Origin of the sequence: Cupriavidus alkaliphilus (assembly GCF_900094595.1) — a bacterium.
GTDB classification, from domain to species: Bacteria; Pseudomonadota; Gammaproteobacteria; order Burkholderiales; family Burkholderiaceae; genus Cupriavidus; species Cupriavidus alkaliphilus.
In genome coordinates this window covers 1-17,688 of sequence record NZ_FMAD01000007.1, presented here as the reverse complement: position 1 = coordinate 17,688, position 17,688 = coordinate 1, and the positions used below count along the sequence as shown (strand labels likewise).

The 17,688-nt window shown below is 68.2% G+C and carries 15 protein-coding genes and 1 pseudogene; 12 read left to right on the top strand and 4 right to left on the bottom strand.

Annotated features, from left to right (window positions below):
• Window positions 1–2: 2 nt before the first annotated feature.
• The 3 genes from boxB to GA0116996_RS15745 form a co-directional block, all read right to left on the bottom strand.
• A complete protein-coding gene (gene boxB, locus GA0116996_RS15755; protein ID WP_092313435.1) occupies window positions 3–1,427 on the bottom strand; it encodes a benzoyl-CoA 2,3-epoxidase subunit BoxB in 1,425 nt (474 codons plus the stop codon).
• A gap of 33 nt (window positions 1,428–1,460) precedes the next feature.
• Entirely contained in the window at window positions 1,461–3,158 is a 1,698-nt protein-coding gene (boxC, locus tag GA0116996_RS15750; protein WP_092313432.1) for a 2,3-epoxybenzoyl-CoA dihydrolase, read from the bottom strand.
• A gap of 103 nt (window positions 3,159–3,261) precedes the next feature.
• Window positions 3,262–4,206 carry a helix-turn-helix transcriptional regulator gene (locus GA0116996_RS15745; protein WP_092313430.1) on the bottom strand — a complete coding sequence of 315 codons (945 nt, stop codon included), beginning with the start codon at window positions 4,204–4,206 and terminating at the stop codon, window positions 3,262–3,264.
• 284 nt (window positions 4,207–4,490) lie between these two features.
• Between GA0116996_RS15745 and GA0116996_RS15740 the strand changes: the two genes are divergently transcribed.
• The 12 genes from GA0116996_RS15740 to GA0116996_RS15685 all read left to right on the top strand — a co-directional run bounded on the left by GA0116996_RS15740 (window position 4,491) and on the right by GA0116996_RS15685 (window position 17,310).
• Window positions 4,491–6,104: a benzoate-CoA ligase family protein gene (locus GA0116996_RS15740; RefSeq protein ID WP_092313427.1), complete on the top strand. Its 1,614-nt coding sequence runs from the start codon at window positions 4,491–4,493 to the stop codon at window positions 6,102–6,104.
• Between the two features lie 34 nt (window positions 6,105–6,138).
• A complete protein-coding gene (locus GA0116996_RS15735; protein ID WP_092313424.1) occupies window positions 6,139–6,954 on the top strand; it encodes an alpha/beta fold hydrolase in 816 nt (271 codons plus the stop codon).
• A gap of 121 nt (window positions 6,955–7,075) precedes the next feature.
• On the top strand, window positions 7,076–8,281 hold the full coding sequence (locus tag GA0116996_RS15730; RefSeq protein ID WP_092313421.1) for an ABC transporter substrate-binding protein: 1,206 nt from the start codon (window positions 7,076–7,078) through the stop codon (window positions 8,279–8,281).
• Between the two features lie 259 nt (window positions 8,282–8,540).
• A complete protein-coding gene (locus tag GA0116996_RS15725) occupies window positions 8,541–9,407 on the top strand; it encodes a branched-chain amino acid ABC transporter permease (RefSeq protein WP_012352611.1) in 867 nt (288 codons plus the stop codon).
• A gap of 1 nt (window position 9,408) precedes the next feature.
• A complete protein-coding gene (locus GA0116996_RS15720) occupies window positions 9,409–10,488 on the top strand; it encodes a branched-chain amino acid ABC transporter permease (protein WP_092313417.1) in 1,080 nt (359 codons plus the stop codon).
• A complete protein-coding gene (locus GA0116996_RS15715; RefSeq protein WP_092313414.1) occupies window positions 10,485–11,255 on the top strand; it encodes an ABC transporter ATP-binding protein in 771 nt (256 codons plus the stop codon). The genes GA0116996_RS15720 and GA0116996_RS15715 overlap by 4 nt, the downstream gene beginning before the upstream one ends.
• Window positions 11,252–11,992 carry an ABC transporter ATP-binding protein gene (locus GA0116996_RS15710; protein ID WP_092313411.1) on the top strand — a complete coding sequence of 247 codons (741 nt, stop codon included), beginning with the start codon at window positions 11,252–11,254 and terminating at the stop codon, window positions 11,990–11,992. The genes GA0116996_RS15715 and GA0116996_RS15710 overlap by 4 nt, the downstream gene beginning before the upstream one ends.
• Window positions 11,993–12,312: 320 nt before the next feature.
• Entirely contained in the window at window positions 12,313–14,211 is a 1,899-nt protein-coding gene (locus GA0116996_RS15705) for a potassium transporter Kup (protein WP_092313409.1), read from the top strand.
• Window positions 14,212–14,657: 446 nt separating this feature from the next.
• Window positions 14,658–15,047, top strand: a complete 390-nt coding sequence (locus tag GA0116996_RS15700) for a hypothetical protein (RefSeq protein ID WP_092313406.1) — start codon at window positions 14,658–14,660, stop codon at window positions 15,045–15,047.
• Between the two features lie 123 nt (window positions 15,048–15,170).
• A complete protein-coding gene (locus GA0116996_RS15695; protein WP_092313404.1) occupies window positions 15,171–16,259 on the top strand; it encodes an alpha/beta fold hydrolase in 1,089 nt (362 codons plus the stop codon).
• A gap of 172 nt (window positions 16,260–16,431) precedes the next feature.
• Window positions 16,432–16,872, top strand: coding sequence for an Hsp20/alpha crystallin family protein (locus tag GA0116996_RS15690; RefSeq protein ID WP_092313401.1), 441 nt, complete (start codon window positions 16,432–16,434; stop codon window positions 16,870–16,872).
• Between the two features lie 15 nt (window positions 16,873–16,887).
• On the top strand, window positions 16,888–17,310 hold the full coding sequence (locus GA0116996_RS15685) for an Hsp20/alpha crystallin family protein (RefSeq protein ID WP_092313398.1): 423 nt from the start codon (window positions 16,888–16,890) through the stop codon (window positions 17,308–17,310).
• A 66-nt stretch (window positions 17,311–17,376) separates the two neighbouring features.
• Here GA0116996_RS15685 and GA0116996_RS15680 read toward each other — a convergent pair.
• Window positions 17,377–17,688: pseudogene (locus GA0116996_RS15680) on the bottom strand (bifunctional UDP-4-keto-pentose/UDP-xylose synthase); the annotation flags it as partial.

Sequence of the window (17,688 nt, the reverse complement as noted above, 5' to 3'; positions counted from 1 at the left end):
TTTCAGTTGAAGCGCACGTATTCGAAATCCATCGGCTGGCGGTTGATGCCCACCGCCGGCGGGGCAATCCAGTTGGCGTACTTGCCGGGCTCGGTGACGCGGCCCATCAGCGAGGCGACGAAGGCGCGGTCTTCGTCGGTCGCCAGCCAGTCGCGCTCGTTGGCCTTCCATTCGGCCTCCGGTATCAGCCTGCCGTCGGGCGCGACATGGACGTTGGCCAGCGTGCCGATCCTGCGGTTGAAGGCCTTGTGCGGCACGGTCAGGCGGAACGGGATGCCGGCCTTCTCGATGACCTTGTTCCAGCGCGCCACGCCGCCCATGCTGTCCTTGATGTAGTCGTCGCGCAGCACTTCGTTGAGCGCGTTGAGCATCGGCACCTCGCGCTCGCCGAGGCGGCCGTCGCGCACTTCGAGCACGCGGTAGACCTCGCCCTTGAGCACATGGTCGTCGGCGCGCTTGCCTTCCTCGAAGCGTCCCTTCAGGCCCGCGCTGTAGAAGGTGGCGGCGTTAGACGACTGGTCGGCGCCGAACAGGTCGATGGTGACGCTGTAGTGGAAGTTCAGGTAGCGCTGGATGGTCGGCAGGTCGATCACGCCGGCGGCGCGCACTTCGGCCGGGTCTTCGATGCCGCGCTCGCGCATGACCTCGCAGGTGCGCTGGATCACGCGCGATACGCCCGATTCGCCGACGAACATGTGGTGCGCTTCCTCGGTCAGCATGAAGCGCGTGGTGCGGGCGAGCGGATCGAAGCCGGACTCGGCCAGCGCGCACAGCTGGAACTTGCCGTCGCGGTCGGTGAAGTAGGTGAACATGAAGAACGACAGCCAGTCCGGCGTGCGCTCGTTGAAGGCGCCGAGGATGCGCGGGTTGTCCTGGTCGCCGGAACGGCGCGCCAGCAGCGCCTCGGCTTCCTCGCGGCCGTCGCGGCCGAAATAGCGGTGCAGCAGGTACACCATCGCCCACAGGTGGCGGCCCTCTTCCACGTTGACCTGGAACAGGTTGCGCAGATCGTACAGGCTGGGCGCGGTCAGCCCGAGGTGGCGCTGCTGCTCGACCGAGGCGGGCTCGGTGTCGCCCTGGGTCACGATGATGCGGCGCAGGTTGGCGCGGTGCTCGCCCGGCACCTCCTGCCATGCGGCCTCGCCCTTGTGCTCGCCGAAGTGGATGCGGCGGTCGGGATCGGCCGGCTGCAGGAAGATGCCCCAGCGGTAGTCCGGCATCCTGACGTGGTCGAAATGCGCCCAGCCGGATGGGTCGACCGACACCGCGGTGCGCAGGTACACCTCGAAGTCGTGCGAGCCCTCGGGCCCCATGTCGCGCCACCAGTCGAGGAACGCCGGTTGCCAGTGTTCCAGAGCGCGCTGCAGCGCGCGGTCGTCGGACAGGTTGACGTTGTTGGGGATCTTCTGGCTGTAGTCGATGCTCACGGGGGGTGTCTCCTGTGTGGGCTGGCGGGCGCGCTAGACGCGGTCCCAGTCGAAGCGGGCCTTGTTGCCGCTGCCGAAGACCTTCAGCGCGCCGTTCTCGCCGACGGCGTTGGGGCGCTGGAAGATCCAGTTCTGCCAGGCGGTGAGCCGGCCGAAGATGCGGGTCTCCATGGTCTCGGCGCCGCCGAAGCGCAGGTTGGCCTCCATCCCCGTCAGCGCATCCGGCGACAGGCTGGCGCGTTCCTCCAGCGCGATGCGGATCTCGTCTTCCCAGTCGATATCGTCCGGCGCCGCGGTGATGAGGCCGAGCGAATCGGCGCTGAGCGCATCCAGCGGCGCGCCGATGTGGTCGCGCACCGGGCCCAGCGCGGCCTCGTCGCCGTAGAAGCGCGCGGCCAGCCGGGTCTGGCCGTTGGGCATGGGGTAGTGGCCGAAGTTGAGCGGCGAGACGAACACGCGCGGCGCGTCGTCGGGCGCGTCGGGCAGGTGCAGCATGTAGCTGCGGTCGGCGGCCAGCGCCAGTTCCAGCAGTGTGCCGGCAAAGCAGGAATCGGGCTCGATCAGCGCGATCAGGCTGCGCGACGACACATCCAGCCGTGCCAGCGTGCGGCGCAGCATGCCCAGGGTCTCGCGCACGAACCAGTGGCCGGCATGCGCCTGCAGCAGGGCATCGGCGGCCAGCACCGCGGCCGGGTCGCCATCGGTCTTCAGCACCCAGATGCCGATGTCGAGATGGTTGGTGCGCAGCGTCAGGATGGCGTCGTCGAGTTCGCGCGCCATCTTCAGCGGCCACCATTGCGCACCCGCCGCGACCACGCCGGCAAGGTCGCCGGGCTGGTGCTTGTCCGGGCCGAACACGGTCAGCGTGGCCTTGCGCGCGTTGGCATCGACATGCACGCGCACGGTCTCGTAGCGATAGCCGTCCGGCTCGACGGTGCGCGACAGCGGCGTCAGGGTGATGCCGTGGTGGCCTTGCGGGCGGTCGCTGGTGGCCGCCAGCGCCGCGGCGCGCTCGGCCACGTATTCGGCGAAGCGCGCCGGCTTGACCACCTCGTCGACCAGCTTCCAGTCCCTGGCGCGCTGGCCGCGCACGCCTTCGGTGGTGGTGCAGAAGATGTCGGCGTGGTCGCGGCGCACATGGCGCTTGTCGGTCACGCGCGTAAGGCCGCCGGTGCCGGGCAGCACCCCCAGCAGCGGCACCTCGGGCAGGCTTACCGCCGACGAGCGGTCGTCGACCAGCACGATCTCGTCGCACGCCAGCGCCAGCTCATAGCCGCCGCCGGCGGTGGTGCCGTTGCAGGCGGCGATGAACTTCAGTCCCGAGTGCCGGCTGGCGTCCTCGATGGCATTGCGGGTCTCGTTGGTGAACTTGCAGAAGTTGACCTTCCACGCGTGCGACGACTGCCCCAGCATGAAGATATTGGCGCCCGAGCAAAAGATGCGCTCGCGCGCGCTGGTCAGCACCACGGTGCGGACCTCGGGATGCTCGAAGCGGATGCGCTGCAGAGCGTCGTGCAGCTCGATGTCGACGCCGAGGTCGTAGGAATTGAGCTTGAGCGCATAGCCCGGACGCAGGCCGCCTTCTTCATCGACATCCATCGCCAGCGTGGCGATCGGACCGTTGAAGCTCAGTTTCCAGTGGCGGTACTGGTCGGGGTGGCGCTCGAACGTGACCGGCGCGGGCGCGTCTGCCTGGCCGGGGTGATGCGGGGCGATTGCCGGCGTGGACATGGCTGTCTCCAGAGTGCACTATCGTGCCTTGCGGCTTTTGATGAAATATAGTGCATGGAGACGGGCGGTGCAACGTCTTTGTCGGCGCGCTCCGGGGGCGGGCTCAGGCGCCCGCGGCCTGCAGCTGGGCCCGCAGTTGCTGCAGCGAGGCCGCGGCGTCCTGGCCGCTGGTGTCGATCGAGAGGTCGGCGCGGTCATACAGCGGCGCGCGCGCCTCGAGGATGCGGCGCAGGTCGGCCATGGCCTCGCGGTTGCCTTCCATCGGCCGCATGTCGCCCTGGGCCACCACGCGCGCCATGTGTTCTTCGGGCGAGGTGCGCACCCAGATGGTGTAGCACTGCGCCAGCAGCAGGTTGAAGGTGGCCGGCTCCGACACCAGGCTGCCGGGGGTGGCCAGCACCATGCGGTCGTGTTCGCGCAGGGTCCGCTCCAGCGCGCGCATTTCATAGCGGCGATAGGCGGCCTGCCCGTACAGCGAGTGGATCTCGGACAGGCTGGCGCCCGCTTCCTGCTCGATCACGGCATTCAGTTCGACGAAGGGCACGTCGCGCACGGCCGCGAGCGCGCGCCCCAGCGTCGACTTGCCGGCGCCGCGCAGGCCGATCAGCGCGATGCGGCGGTGGCGCGCATCGCCGGACTGTTCCGGCGCCAGCGCATGGCGGCAGGCTTCGCGCACGCGCGCCAGGTCGCCGGCGGGCAGTTGCGCCAGCCACTGCACCATCTGCGCGAACTCCGACGCCTGCTGGCCGTTGAGGGTGTCCACCTCGGCCAGCACCACCGGCAGCGGCACATCGAGCGCGCGCGCCACCTGCCGCAACAGCAGCACCGAGGCATTGCCGGTGCCGGTTTCCAGGTTGGCCAGATAGCGTTCGGACACGGCCGCGCCGCGCGCCAGGTCCTTGCGCGACATGCCGCGCGAGGCGCGCAGCGAACGGATGCGCTCGCCCAGCCGGGTCAGGTAGGGGTCGCGTTCGGCGTTGGCGGCGGGCGCGGCAGGGGTGTCGGCCTCGGTGCTGGCGGCGGGCAGCGGTGCGGAATCGCGGCGCATGGTGTCGGTCGGGTTGGTGCGGCCAAAGCAGGCACGGGCAAAAGCAGGGGCGCATTATACGTTCAGCACGGTCGCGCCAAGTGGTGCCGCGGGCAGCTGCCAGCGCGAACCCTGTCCTATAGTGCATTCCCTTGGTTGCATAATAGTTGATGTGAAATAAAATGCATCAACAAGCGGATCCCGGCTGCGACCCGGCCGGTTCCCATAACAGCGACTGGCCTGGCGCCGGCGCGCGCCCGCCGGTCAGCAGCGGGCCGCGGCGCGCGACACCGAGGAGTGCAGACATGACGCCCCCCACCCTTGCCGCGGCCGCGGCCGGCACCGCTGGTGCCATCGCGGCGCTGCCGTCACGCTATAACGCCGCCGACGACCTGCTGTCGCGCAACCTCGCGGCGGGCCGCGGGGCCAAGACCGCTTATCGCGACGACACCACCGCGCTGACCTACGCCGAACTCGACGACCGGGCCCGCCGCTTCGCCGGCGCGCTGCGCGCGGCCGGCTTGCGCCAGGAAGAGCGCTTGTTGCTGTGCGCGCTGGATACGGTCGACTTTCCGGTGGTGTTCCTCGGCTGCCTGCTGGCGGGCGTGGTGCCGGTGGCGGTCAATACCCTGCTGACCGCGGACGACTACGCCTACATGCTTGAACACAGCGGCGCGCGCGCGGTGGTGGTGTCCGAGCCACTGCTGCCGGTGATGCAGGCCGCGATCGACAAGAGCGGGCTGTCGCCGACCGTGATCCAGGCGGCACCGCACGGGGGTGCCGCGCCGTCGTGCAGCGTCGGCGCGATGCTGGCGCGCACGCGCACACCGGCGCCGGCTGCCAGCACCGGGCCCGACGACATGGCGTTCTGGCTGTACTCGTCCGGCTCCACCGGCCGGCCCAAGGGAACCGTGCATACCCACGCCAACCTGTTCCATACCGCCGACCTCTATGCGCGGCAAGTGCTGGGCATCCGCGAGGACGACGTGGTGTTCTCCGCCGCAAAGCTGTTCTTTGCCTACGGGCTGGGCAATGCGCTGACCTTCCCGATGTCGGTCGGCGCCACCACCGTGCTGATGGCCGAACGCCCCACGCCCGCGGCCGTGTTCAAACGGCTGTGCGAGCACAAGCCGACGGTGTTCTGCGGCGTGCCGACGCTGTACGCCGGCATGCTGGCCGCGCCCGGGCTGCCGCCGCGCGCGCAGGTGGCCCTGCGCGTGTGCACCTCGGCCGGCGAGGCGCTGCCGCGCGATATCGGCGAGCGCTTCCTGGCGCATTTCGGCTGCGACATCCTCGACGGCATCGGCTCCACCGAGATGCTGCATATTTTCCTGTCGAACCGGCCGGGCGCGGTGCGCTACGGCACCACCGGCGTGCCGGTCCCCGGCTACGAAATCAGGCTGCTCGACGAGCAGGGCCAGCCCTGCGCCGCGGGCGAGATCGGCGACCTCTACATCAAGGGCCCGAGCGCCGCGCTGATGTACTGGTGCAACCGCGACAAGACCCGCGAGACCTTTGTCGGCGCCTGGACGCGCAGCGGCGACAAGTACCTGCGCGATGCGGACGGCTACTACACCTACGCCGGGCGCAGCGACGACATGCTGAAGGTGGGCGGTATCTACGTCTCGCCGTTCGAGGTCGAGGCCGCGCTGGCACAGCACCCGGCAGTGCTGGAAGCTGCGGTGATCGGCGTGACCGATGCCGACCAACTGGTCAAGCCCAAGGCCTTCGTGGTGCTGCGTCCCGGCCAGCAATGGCACGACGGCATGGCGGCGGAACTGCAGGCCTTTATCAAGTCGCGCCTGGCGCCGTACAAGTACCCGCGCCAGATCGAATGCGTGCCGGAACTGCCCAAGACCGCGACCGGCAAGATCCAGCGCTTCCGCCTGCGCCAGCGCGAGCAAGCCGCGCGCGGCTGAACTTCCTTAACCGATGCAACCAGAAAAGATATCCATGCCCGGCAGCATGGTCGAGATCCCGTTCGACAACCGCAGTATCCAGATCGAGTACCAGTGGCTGCGCCCGGAGCGCGCGCAACGCCCGCTGGTGGTGTTCCTGCACGAGGGCCTCGGCTCGATCAGCATGTGGCGCGACTTTCCGCTGGAGTTCTGCGAGGCCGGCGATTACCGCGGGCTGGTGTTTTCCCGCTACGGCTACGGCCGCTCGACGCCGCGGCCGCACAAGGAGAAGTGGCGCCCCGATTTCATGCACCGGCAGGCGCGCGAGGCGCTGCCCGCGCTGTTCGACGCGCTCGAGATCGGACCCGGCCGCGCGCGCGGCACCCCCTGGCTGCTCGGCCACAGCGACGGCGCTTCGATCGCGCTCATCCATGCGGCCAGCTTTCCGCGCGCGGTGGCGGGCATCACCGTGCTGGCGCCGCATATCGTGGTCGAAGACCTGTCGGTGCGCAGCATCGCGGCGACGCGCCAGGCCTATCTCGAAACCGACCTGCGCGAGCGGCTGGCGCGCCACCACGCCGATGTCGATTCCGCCTTCTGGGGCTGGAACGATATCTGGCTCGACCCGGATTTCCGCCACTGGGACCTGCGGCCGTTGCTGTCCGGCATCCAATGCCCGGTGCTGGCGGTGCAGGGCGAGGACGACGAGTACGGCACCATGGCGCAGATCGAGGGTATCCATCGATATGCCCCCCAGACCACCTTGCTTAAACTCGCGCGATGCGGACATTCGCCCCATCGCGACCAAAAAGATCCGTTGACGCTGGCCGCGGTTCGGCATATAAACGCATATACTTCAAACCTAAAATAATTCGGCTTCCCGCCGATTGCGCGGGGGTTCCCGGTGCCAGATGCGCCGGGGGCCCGTGGCAAGGGCAGGGGTGACCGGCAACGGTCCAGCGAGCCAACCGGCTTGACCACCAGGAGACACCATGCGTCGCTTCCCATCGCGCAGGCTCGCGCCTGCCTGCCTTGCCGCCGCCACCGTCTTTGCCATGGCCAGCGCTTCCGCGCAGACCGCGGCCCCCGCGGCCGGTGCCCCCGCCGGCGGCAAGATCAAGGTCGGCTTCATGCTGCCGTACACCGGCACCTACGCCGCGCTGGGCAACGCCATCGAGAACGGCTTCCGCATGTACGTGCAGCAGCAGGGTGGCAAGCTGGGCGGGCGCGAGATCGAATACTTCAAGGTCGACGACGAGTCCGATCCGGCCAAGGCGCCGGAGAATGCCACCAAGCTGGTCAAGCGCGACCAGGTCGACGTGGTGGTCGGCACGGTGCATTCCGGCGTGCAGATGGGCATCGTCAAGGTGGCCAAGGAAAACAACACGCTGCTGATCATTCCGAACGCGGGCGTCGACGAGGCCACCGGGCCGCTGTGCGGGCCCAACATCTTCCGCACCTCGTTCTCGAACTGGCAGCCGGGCTATGCCATGGGCCAGGTGCTGGGCGAGCGCGGCCTGAAGAAGGTGGTGACCCTGACCTGGAAATACGCGGCCGGCGAGCAGTCGGTCAAGGGCTTCAAGGAGGCGTTCGAGGCCAAGGGCGGCAAGGTGGTGAAGGAGCTGAGCCTGCCGTTCCCCAATGTCGAGTTCCAGGCGCTGATCACGGAAGTGGCGTCGCTCAAGCCCGATGCCGTGTTCGTGTTCTTTGCCGGCGGCGGCGCGGTCAAGTTCGTCAAGGACTGGGCCGCGGCCGGGCTGAAGGACAAGATCCCGCTGTATGGCTCGGGCTTCCTGACCGACGGCACGCTCGAGGCGCAGGGCAACGCCGCGCAAGGCCTGGAAACCACGCTGCATTACGCTGACGGTCTGACCAACGCGCGCGACAAGAACTTCCGCCTGGACTACGCCAAGACCTACAAGCTGCAGCCCGACGTGTACGCAGTGCAGGGCTACGATGCCGCGCAGCTGCTGGCGGCCGGCGCGACCGCGGTAAAGGGCGACATGACGCGCAAGGCCGACCTGTACAAGGCCATGGGCGGCGCCAGGATCGACAGCCCGCGCGGCACCTTCACGCTGTCCAAGGCGCACAACCCGGTGCAGGATTTCTACCTGCGCAAGGTGGACGGACGCGAGAACAAGGTCAGCTCGGTGGCGGTGAAGGCGCTGGCTGACCCGGCGCGCGGGTGTCGGCTGTAAGACTTCCCATTCCCGCGTGTTTGCTCCCTTCTCCCGCCTGCGGGAGAGGTGCAGGGGGTGAGGGCGGGCGGGTCAAAGGCTGAAGGCCGCAGTTTTCAAAAAACCTTTGGCCCCGCTTGGTCTGGCTCGTTGCTAAACCACCCCTCACCCCGACCCTCTCCCCATGCGGGGAGAGGGAGAACACCTTGCTGAGGCAAGTTCGGGCGGCTTTGGTGCACCCAAAAGCCGTCATCCTGTCGTAGTTTGCAGAAGTGCCCGCATGGACATCGTCTCCTTCCTCATCCAGTGCCTGAACAGCGTCCAGTACGGCCTGCTGCTGTTCCTGGTCGCCAGCGGCCTGACGCTGATCTTCGGCATCATGGGCGTGATCAACCTGGCCCACGGCAGCTTCTACATGCTGGGCGCCTATCTGGCCTTCACGCTGGCCGGGCTGACCGGCAACCTGTTCATCGCCATTCCGCTGGGCATCGTGCTGGCGGTGGCGTTCGGCTATGTGCTCGAGTGGGCCTTCTTCAGCTACCTGTACGAGCGCGACCACCTGCAGCAGGTCCTGATGACCTATGGCCTGATCCTGGTGTTCGAGGAGCTGCGCAGCATCCTGGTCGGCGACGACGTACACGGCGTGCAGGTGCCGGCGTTGCTCGACGGCGCGCTGCCGATCGGCAATGACATGACGTATCCGGTGTACCGCCTGTTCATCTCCGCCGTCTGCCTGGTGGTGGCGCTGGCGATGTACTACGTGATCCGCCGCACCCGCCTGGGCATGATGATCCGCGCCGGCGCGACCAATCGCGAGATGGTGCAGTCGCTCGGCATCAATATCACGGTGCTGTACCGCTTCGTGTTTGCGCTTGGCGTGGCGCTGGCGGTGCTGGCCGGCATGATCGCCGCGCCGGTGTCGTCGGTCTATCCGGGCATGGGTGCGCAGGTGCTGATCGTCTGTTTCGTGGTGGTGGTGATCGGCGGCATCGGCTCGGTCAAGGGCGCGCTGGTGGCGTCGCTGTTGCTGGGCTTTGTCGATACCTTCGGCAAGGTGTTCTGGCAGGAGGCAGCCGGCGTGCTGATCTACCTGCTGATGGCGGTGATCCTGCTGTGGAAGCCGCAGGGGCTGTTCAAGGCGGGATGACATGAATCCGACGACATTGCCGGCGCGCCGGCACGCTGCGCGCAACGCCACGCTGGCCACCGCGCTGGGCTGGGTGGTGGCCTTCGCGGTGCTGGCCGGGCTGCCGCTGCTGCTGACCGCGGACAGCCACAAGTTCTATATCGAGCTGCTCAGCAAGGTGATGATCATGGCGATCTTCGCGCTGTCGCTGCAGCTGCTGATCGGCTACACCGGGCTGGTCAGCCTGGGCCATGCCGCCTACTTCGCCATGGCCGCCTATGCCACCGCCATGCTGGCGCCGCAGAGCGGGCCCGGCAACGGCTGGGTGCTGCTGGTCGGGGCGCTGGCGGCATCGGCCGCGCTGGCGCTGGTGGTGGGCGCGCTGGTGCTGCGCACGCGCGGCGTGTATTTCATCATGGTGACGCTGGCGTTCGCGCAGATGGTGTACTTCGTGTTCCACGACACCAAGGTCGCGGGCGGCAGCGACGGCACCTATATCTACTTCCGCCCGGAATTTCCCGTGCCCGGCGAGCACCTGCTGACGGTGAACGACCCGATGCATTTCTACTGGCTGGTGTGGCTGGGACTGGTGGCGACCGTGGCGGTGCTGATGCTGGTGCTGCGCTCGCGCTTCGGCCACGCGCTGGTCGGCATCCGCCACAACGAGCAGCGCATGCGCGCGGCCGGCTATGCCACCTACCGCTACCAGCTTGGCGCCTTTGTCGCGGGCGGGTTGCTGGCGGGGCTGGCCGGGTTTCTCTATGCGATCCAGTTCGGCTTCGTCAATCCGGAGATCGCGTCGTGGCACCAGTCGGGCAACGCCATGCTGATGGTGATCCTGGGCGGCGTCGGCAGCCTGGCCGGCGCGGTGCTGGGCGCGTTCTCGTTCGTGCTGCTGGCCGAGTGGTTCAGCACGCTGACCAAGCACTGGCAGCTGCTGATGGGCGGCTTCATCATTGTCGCGGTGGCGCTGTTGCCGCGCGGGCTGGTCAGCCTGCCGTCGGTGCTGCGGCACGGGCGCCGGCGCCGCCGCAATGGCGATGCGGGCTCCGGCACCGGCGAAGCCCCCGCGGAGCCGCGCAGCCATACGGAGGCCGCATGAACGCGCCCGCCACCACCATCCTCGAGGCGCAGCAACTGACCCGGCGCTTCGGCGGCCTGACCGCCGTGGCCGGGGTCGACCTGACGCTGGCGCTGCATGAGATCCACGCCGTGATCGGCACCAATGGCGCCGGCAAGTCGACCCTGATCAATATGCTGTCCGGCGAATTGCCGGCGTCGTCCGGCCGCCTGCGCCTGAAGGGCGAGGACGTGACCGGCTGGTCGCAGCCGCGGCTGGCGCGCCATGGGGTGGGGCGCAGCTACCAGCGCAACAACATCTTTCTGCCGCTGACGGTGCGCGAGAACTGCCGGCTGGCGGCGCAGTCGCGCGCGCAGCGCGCCTGGCGGCTGTGGGAAAGCGCCCAGGGCTGCCGCACTGCCGCGACGCTGGCCGACGAGGCCATGGAGCGCGCCGGGCTGGAGCATCTGGCGGACCGGCGCGCCAGCGATCTCGCGCACGGGCAGAAGCGCCAGCTCGAGGTGGCGATGTGCCTGGCCACGCAGCCGGTCGCGCTGCTGCTGGACGAGCCGCTGGCGGGCATGGGCGCGGAGGAGTCGGCACGGATGCTGGCACTGCTGCGCGGCCTGCGCGAAGGCCACGCCATCCTGCTGGTGGAGCACGACATGGACGCGGTGTTCTCGGTCGCCGACCGCATCACCGTGATGGTAAACGGCGCCGTGATCGCCACCGGCAGCCCCGAGGCGATCCGCACCAACCACGAAGTCCAGGTCGCCTACCTGGGCGAGGAAGAGGACGAGGCCGCATGAACCAGCAGAACCCCGCGGCGGCTGCGGCCGCGCCGATGATCGAGGCCACCGGCATCAACGCCTGGTATGGCTCGAGCCACGTGCTGCGCGACATCGACTTCACCGTCGGCGCGGGCGAGACGGTCGGGCTGCTGGGGCGCAACGGCATGGGCAAGAGCACGCTGTTGCGCACGCTGCTGGGCCACGTGCGCCAGCGCCAGGGCCGCATCGTGGTGGCCGGCCGCGAGGTCTCGCGCGCGCAGCCGTTCGAGGTGGCGCGCCTGGGCGTGGCCTACGTGCCCGAGGGGCGCGGCATCTTCCCCAGCCTGTCGGTGCGCGAGAACCTGCTGATGGCCGCGCGCAAGGGCTGCCATGGCCGCAACGACTGGGACGAGGCGCGCGTGCTCGACCTGTTCCCGCGCCTGAAGGAACGCCTGTCCCATGGTGGCCAGCAGCTGTCCGGTGGCGAACAGCAGATGCTGTCGATCGGCCGCGCGCTGATGACCAATCCCGACTGCCTGGTGCTGGACGAGGCCACTGAGGGGCTGGCGCCGCGCATCGTGCGCGAGATCTGGGCGGTGATTGCCACGGTGCGGGCCACCGGTATCGCGTCGGTGGTGGTCGACCGCAATTTCCGCTCGGTGCTGGCACACGCCGACCGGGCCGTGGTGCTGGAAAAGGGCCGGGTGGTGTTGTCCGGTCCCGCCTCGGACCTGGCCGGCAAGCCGGAAGCGCTGGACCGCTACCTCGGCGTCTGACCTCATTGAAGTGCTCTATAAGGCGCTATTGTTGCCATGCCGCAACGGCACTTGCGGGCGCAAGGTATCGCTGTTTTGCTCCCGCAGGGCTTGACCATCCGCCACATCCCTCCCATTCTTGCGAAGTCACGAAAGCGGCATCCATTTTTGCCGCAGTGGTCGATAGTCGACAGTTCCACTAGAATTGCGCGCGTTTGTGCAATGCAATAAGAACCGCAACCAGCACCGGCCCCGGGCGCAGCAAGCTGTTGCGCCGGATCGGACCGCCCGCGGCAGAGCCAACAAACCTGCCGGCGCTCCGGTCGGGCAGACCCAACTTCATGACCCAATCCACAACCAGCCACTATTTTGTCGAGAGCCCCAGCACGCGCGCACTGGTGCTCGGCGCGGTAGGCGTCGTCTTCGGCGACATCGGCACCAGCCCGCTCTACGCCCTCAAGGAATGCTTCAGCAAGGAGCACGGCATCGCCTTCAGCACGGATGCCGTGCTGGGCGTGATCTCCATGCTGTTCTGGGCCATGATTGTCGTGGTCTCGATCAAGTACGTGGTGTTCGTGATGCGGGCCGACAACGACGGTGAAGGCGGGGTGCTGGCGCTGATGGCGCTGGTGCTGCGCACCGTGGCGGCGCGTTCCGGCAAGGCGAAGCTGCTGATGATGCTGGGCATCTTCGGTGCCTGTATGTTCTACGGCGACGCGGTGATCACGCCGGCGATCTCGGTGCTGTCGGCGGTGGAGGGGCTGGAGATCGCCGCGCCGCAGCTGTCGCAATTCGTCATACCGATCACGCTGGTGATCCTGGCGGCGCTGTTTCTGATCCAGCGCCACGGCACCACGGCGGTGGGCAAGCTGTTCGGGCCGGTCATGACGGCGTGGTTCCTGGCACTGGGCGCATTGGGCATCTACAACCTGGTGCAGGCGCCGGAAATCCTGAAGGCGGTAAATCCCTACTACGGCATCACCTTCCTGGTGGAGCACGCGCTGCAGGCGTTTATCGTGCTCGGCTCGGTGTTCCTGGTGCTGACCGGGGCCGAGGCCCTGTATGTCGACATGGGCCACTTCGGCGCGCGCCCGATCCGCATCGGCTGGTTCATCCTGGTGATGCCGTGCCTGATGCTGAACTACTTTGGCCAGGGCGCGATGCTGCTGAACAATCCGGCCGGCACCGAGAACCCGTTCTACCTGATGGTGCCGGAACTGCTGCTGATTCCGATGGTGCTGCTGGCCACCTGCGCCACCGTGATCGCCTCGCAGGCGGTCATCTCGGGCGCGTACTCGCTGACCAGCCAGGCGATCCAGCTCGGTTTCCTGCCGCGCATGCGGGTGCGCTATACCTCGGCGGCCGAGATTGGCCAGATCTACCTGCCGGTGGTGAACTGGATGCTGCTGGCGCTGGTGTTCGCCGTCGTGATCTCGTTCAAGAAGTCCGAAAACCTGGCGGCTGCCTATGGCATCGCGGTGACCACGACCATGGTCATCACCACCATCCTGGCGACGGTGTGCATGCGCAATGTCTGGAAATGGAACCCCGCGCTGGTCGCGGTGCTGGGCGCGGCCTTCCTGGTGGTGGACTTGTCGTTCTTCGCGGCGAACCTGCTCAAGATTGCCGAAGGCGGCTGGTTCCCCCTGCTGCTGGGCAGCAGTGCGTTCTTCCTGCTGATGACGTGGTACAGCGGCCGCAAGCTGCTGCGCGCGCGCAGCCTGGAAGATGGCATCCCGCTGGAGCCGTTCATCGCCGGCCTGCTGGCGCACCCGCCGCACCGCGTCGAAGGCACCGCGGTGTTCCTGACCGGCAACACGGATTCGGTGCCGGTATCGCTGCTGCACAATCTGAAGCACAACCGCGTGCTGCATGAGCGCGTGGTGTTCCTGAACTTCATCACGCGCGACGTCCCGTACGTGGACGACGACCATCGCCTGAGCTGCAAGGACCTGGGCGGCGGCGTGTTTATCCTGAAGTCCGAGTATGGCTTCAAGGAGACGCCCGACGTGCAGAAGGTGCTGGACCTGGCCGATCGCAAGCTGGACATGCATTTCGAGCTGATGGAGACCTCGTTCTTCATCGCCCGCGAATCGGTGATTCCGTCGAAGCTGCCGGGCATGCCGATGTGGCGCGAAAGCCTGTTCGCATGGATGCACCAGAACGGCGCCAAGCCGTCGGACTTCTTCCAGATTCCGGCCAACCGGGTCGTCGAACTGGGCACCAAGGTCGAAATCTGAGCGCGGGCGGGCGGCGCCCGCCGCTCGCTCCGCCAGCCCCCGGGCCGCGCCGCCAAGGCGCCCCGGGGGCTTTTCTTTGGGCCGTAGGGCCCGGCAGCGGGGCACAGGTCCCGGAAAGCGGCCAGCCGGCAGCCCGAACCGGGACCGTGGCCTCATGCGGCGAGCCTGCCCGCGTCCGACAATGCGTCCCTCAGCTTGTCTCAGCCCCGCGCCTTGCGGCAGTTCCCTCATCGGCGCGGCGGTATCCAGACTGCACCAGCACATCCCCGGACCCCGGAGTCCGGCGCCACGCCGCTGCCCTGATGGGATGGCAGCCGGCCGGCGCCAGGCCATGGCTTGCACGGCACAGGCGATCCCGTGCGGCCGCGCCGTTTCGTTGTCGATCGCCTGAATGACGGACCTGCCGGGGCAGACCCTGCCGCCGGCCACCGCAGTTGGAGATTGCAATGCACAGGAATCTTGCCCACACCCTCGTTGCCGCTGCCGCACTCGCCGCCGGCTTGAGCCAGCCGGCCCAGGCCGGGGCCTACGGCGAAGCGCTGGCCGCTGCCATGCCGCGCCACGCCGCCCAGCGCGATGCGTTTGCCGAGGGCGCGCGCAGTCCGGACGCAGAGACCGCGCTGCTGCCCGTGGTGGCGCGCGGCAACCTTTCCGTGTGCCGGGTGCGCGGCTTCGACGCAGGCCAGGACGGAATGCGCAAGCCGGACCCCTATACGGAGGGCGCGCGCATGGGCCGCTTCGACGTCTTCACCGAGGGCGCGCGCGCCGGCTCGCGCGACCCTTATGCCGACGGCGCGCGCAGCGATGCGCGCGGCAGCGGGGAATGCCTGTCCTGAACCCGCGGCGGCGCTTTTGCGCCGCCCCTCCTTTGCCTAAGCTAGGGAAGTCACGCGGCGCCCCCGCATGGCGGCCGCGGCCCGCGGTCGCCAGCCGGCAGCTCCTGCCCGCGCGGCCCCGACATGCCGATGTTCAAGCAGCAGATCCGCCTGTGCACCAGCCGCGATGGCGTGCGGCTGGCCTATGCCATCACCGGCAGCGGCGCGCCGCTGGTCAAGGCGGCCAACTGGATGAGCCATCTGGAGTTCGACGTCGGCAGCCCGGTGTGGAGCCACATGATCACGGCGCTGTCCGACACCCATACGCTGATCCGCTATGACGAGCGCGGCTGCGGACTGTCCGACCGCGACATCGAGGACCTGTCCTTCGATGCCTGGCTGCGCGATCTCGAAACCATCGTCGACGCCACTGGCGTGGATCATTTCCCGCTGCTGGGTATCTCGCAGGGCGCATCGATCGCCGTGGCCTACGCGGTCGCGCATCCGCGGCGCGTCAGCCACCTCGTGCTGCACGGCGGATACGCGCGCGGGCGCCTGAAACGCGACCACCTGAGCCAGCGCCTGCTGGAGGAAGCCGAACTGATGAACAAGCTGGCCGAACTCGGCTGGGGCCAGGAGAACCCCGCCTTCCGCCAGTTTTTCACCACCCAGTTCATCCCCGGTGGTACCGCCGAACAGCATGCCTGGTTCAACGAACTGGAGCGGGTGTCGACCTCGCCGCTGAATGCCGCGCGCTTCATGCGCGTGTTCAACGACATCGACGTGGTGGCGCTGCTGCCGCGCGTGTCTTGCCCGACGCTGGTGCTGCACGCGGTGCGCGATGCGCGCGTGCCGTTCGATGAGGGCCGCCTGATCGCCAGCGAGATTCCCGGCGCACGCTTCGTGCCGCTGGAAAGCGGGAACCACCTGCTGCTGGAGGGCGAGCCGGCGTGGCGCCGCTGGCTTGACGAGGTGCGCGCGTTCCTGCCGTCGGCGCAGCCGGCGAGCTGCCCTGCGTTCACCGCGTTTGCGACGCTCACGCGCCGCGAGCGCGATATCGTCGAACTGATCGCGCAGGGGCGCGACAACGCGCAGATTGCTGCGCACCTGGACCTGTGCGAGAAGACCGTGCGCAACCATATCACCAGCATTTTCGCCAAGCTGGAAGTGGAAAACCGCGGACAGGCCATCGTGCTGGCGCGCAAGGCCGGCTTCGATCGCGCCGGTGCCTGAGGCGTCGGGCAGCATGCACCAACCCCTCTTGAAATCCTCCTGCCCGGACACTAATTAGGGATTGCCCAGCCGCTGCAGCAACGCGCTGTGGCTTCCCCGCCAGCCGGCGCGCCGGCGGCGGGGAGACAAGGCGTCCGTGCGCCTCCCCGCTGCACAGAAGGAGGATCCAACCATGAGTGACTTCATTTTCGGGACTGATCTGTTCAGTGAATTCGACCGGATGCAACGGCAGATGGCCAGCGTGTTCGGCGGCTTTCCGTCGAGCCTGCGCTCCGGGCGTTTCGGTGCGTTTCCGCCGCTCAATATCGGCACCACCGACGACTCCATCGAGATCGTGGTGTTTGCCCCGGGCCTGAAGGCGGAGCAGTTCGAGGTGTCGGTGGACAAGGGCTTGCTGACCATCAGCGGCGAGCGCGCCGCGACCCAGCCGGAGGGCGACGCCGAGGCGCGGCCCTACGCGCAGGAGCGCTTCGCGGGCAGCTTCCGCCGTGTGATCGAGTTGCCGCAGGCGGCGGACCCCGACAAGGTGCAGGCACGCTACGCCAACGGCTGCCTGTCGATCAGCGTCGGCAAGCGCGAGGCCTCGCGCCCGCGTGCCATCACCGTCAGCTAATGTGAGGAGGTAGCCATGACCGATTCGAATCAAGTCGTCCAGCGCGACCAGGCCAATGCGGCCGGGCAGGGCGGTGCCGTGGCGCAGCGCCGCGACGAGGCGCCGGCCATGACGCTGGTCCCTGCCGTCGACATCTTCGAGACCGCCGCCGGCGTTACGCTGTGGGCGGACCTGCCGGGGGTGCCGCGCGAGAAGCTCGAGGTAAACGTCCACGACAGCAGCCTGCGCATCGAGGGCGAGGCGGTGCTGCCGATGCCGGCCGGCCTGCGCGTGCAGCATGCCGAGGTACGGCAGCCGCGCTATGCGCGCACATTCACGCTCAGCCCCGACCTGGACGCGTCCGGGATCGAGGCCAACCTGCAGGATGGCGTGCTGAAGCTGACCATCCCGCGCCGCGATGAAGCGCGGCCGCGCCGGATCGAGGTCTCGGTGGGCTAAGCCTGCCCGAATGCAGGACGGCGGGGCCAGGGCGCCGCCGTCTTGCTTTGCGTCGGGCGCGAGCGCTCAGCCCTGGTTGACCAGCACGCGGGCATCGCTCACATGCCCGCGGTACGCTTCGAAGATGCGGCGCAGCGCCGCTTCCATGCCGATCTCGGGGCGCCAGCCCAGCTCCGCGATGGTGTTGTCGATCTTCGGCACGCGGTGCTGCACGTCCTGGTAGCCCTTGCCGTAGAACTCGCCCGACGAGGTTTCGACGATCCGGGTGTGGCGCGCTTCCTGGGCGTATTCCGGGTAGTCGGCGGCCATCTTCAGCATCATCTCGGCGAGCTCGCGCACCGAGTGGATATTGCCCGGGTTGCCGATGTTGTAGATCTT

Excerpts from the sequence above, each read along its gene's own strand:
- boxC (WP_092313432.1), bottom strand. The coding sequence starts at position 3,158 with ATGTCCACGCCGGCAATCGCCCCGCATCACCCCGGCCAGGCAGACGCG.
- GA0116996_RS15745 (WP_092313430.1), bottom strand. The coding sequence starts at position 4,206 with ATGCGCCGCGATTCCGCACCGCTGCCCGCCGCCAGCACCGAGGCCGAC.
- GA0116996_RS15740 (WP_092313427.1), top strand. The coding sequence starts at position 4,491 with ATGACGCCCCCCACCCTTGCCGCGGCCGCGGCCGGCACCGCTGGTGCC.
- GA0116996_RS15735 (WP_092313424.1), top strand. The coding sequence starts at position 6,139 with ATGCCCGGCAGCATGGTCGAGATCCCGTTCGACAACCGCAGTATCCAG.
- GA0116996_RS15730 (WP_092313421.1), top strand. The coding sequence starts at position 7,076 with ATGCGTCGCTTCCCATCGCGCAGGCTCGCGCCTGCCTGCCTTGCCGCC.
- GA0116996_RS15725 (WP_012352611.1), top strand. The coding sequence starts at position 8,541 with ATGGACATCGTCTCCTTCCTCATCCAGTGCCTGAACAGCGTCCAGTAC.
- GA0116996_RS15720 (WP_092313417.1), top strand. The coding sequence starts at position 9,409 with ATGAATCCGACGACATTGCCGGCGCGCCGGCACGCTGCGCGCAACGCC.
- GA0116996_RS15715 (WP_092313414.1), top strand. The coding sequence starts at position 10,485 with ATGAACGCGCCCGCCACCACCATCCTCGAGGCGCAGCAACTGACCCGG.
- GA0116996_RS15710 (WP_092313411.1), top strand. The coding sequence starts at position 11,252 with ATGAACCAGCAGAACCCCGCGGCGGCTGCGGCCGCGCCGATGATCGAG.
- GA0116996_RS15705 (WP_092313409.1), top strand. The coding sequence starts at position 12,313 with ATGACCCAATCCACAACCAGCCACTATTTTGTCGAGAGCCCCAGCACG.
- GA0116996_RS15700 (WP_092313406.1), top strand. The coding sequence starts at position 14,658 with ATGCACAGGAATCTTGCCCACACCCTCGTTGCCGCTGCCGCACTCGCC.
- GA0116996_RS15695 (WP_092313404.1), top strand. The coding sequence starts at position 15,171 with ATGCCGATGTTCAAGCAGCAGATCCGCCTGTGCACCAGCCGCGATGGC.
- GA0116996_RS15690 (WP_092313401.1), top strand. The coding sequence starts at position 16,432 with ATGAGTGACTTCATTTTCGGGACTGATCTGTTCAGTGAATTCGACCGG.
- GA0116996_RS15685 (WP_092313398.1), top strand. The coding sequence starts at position 16,888 with ATGACCGATTCGAATCAAGTCGTCCAGCGCGACCAGGCCAATGCGGCC.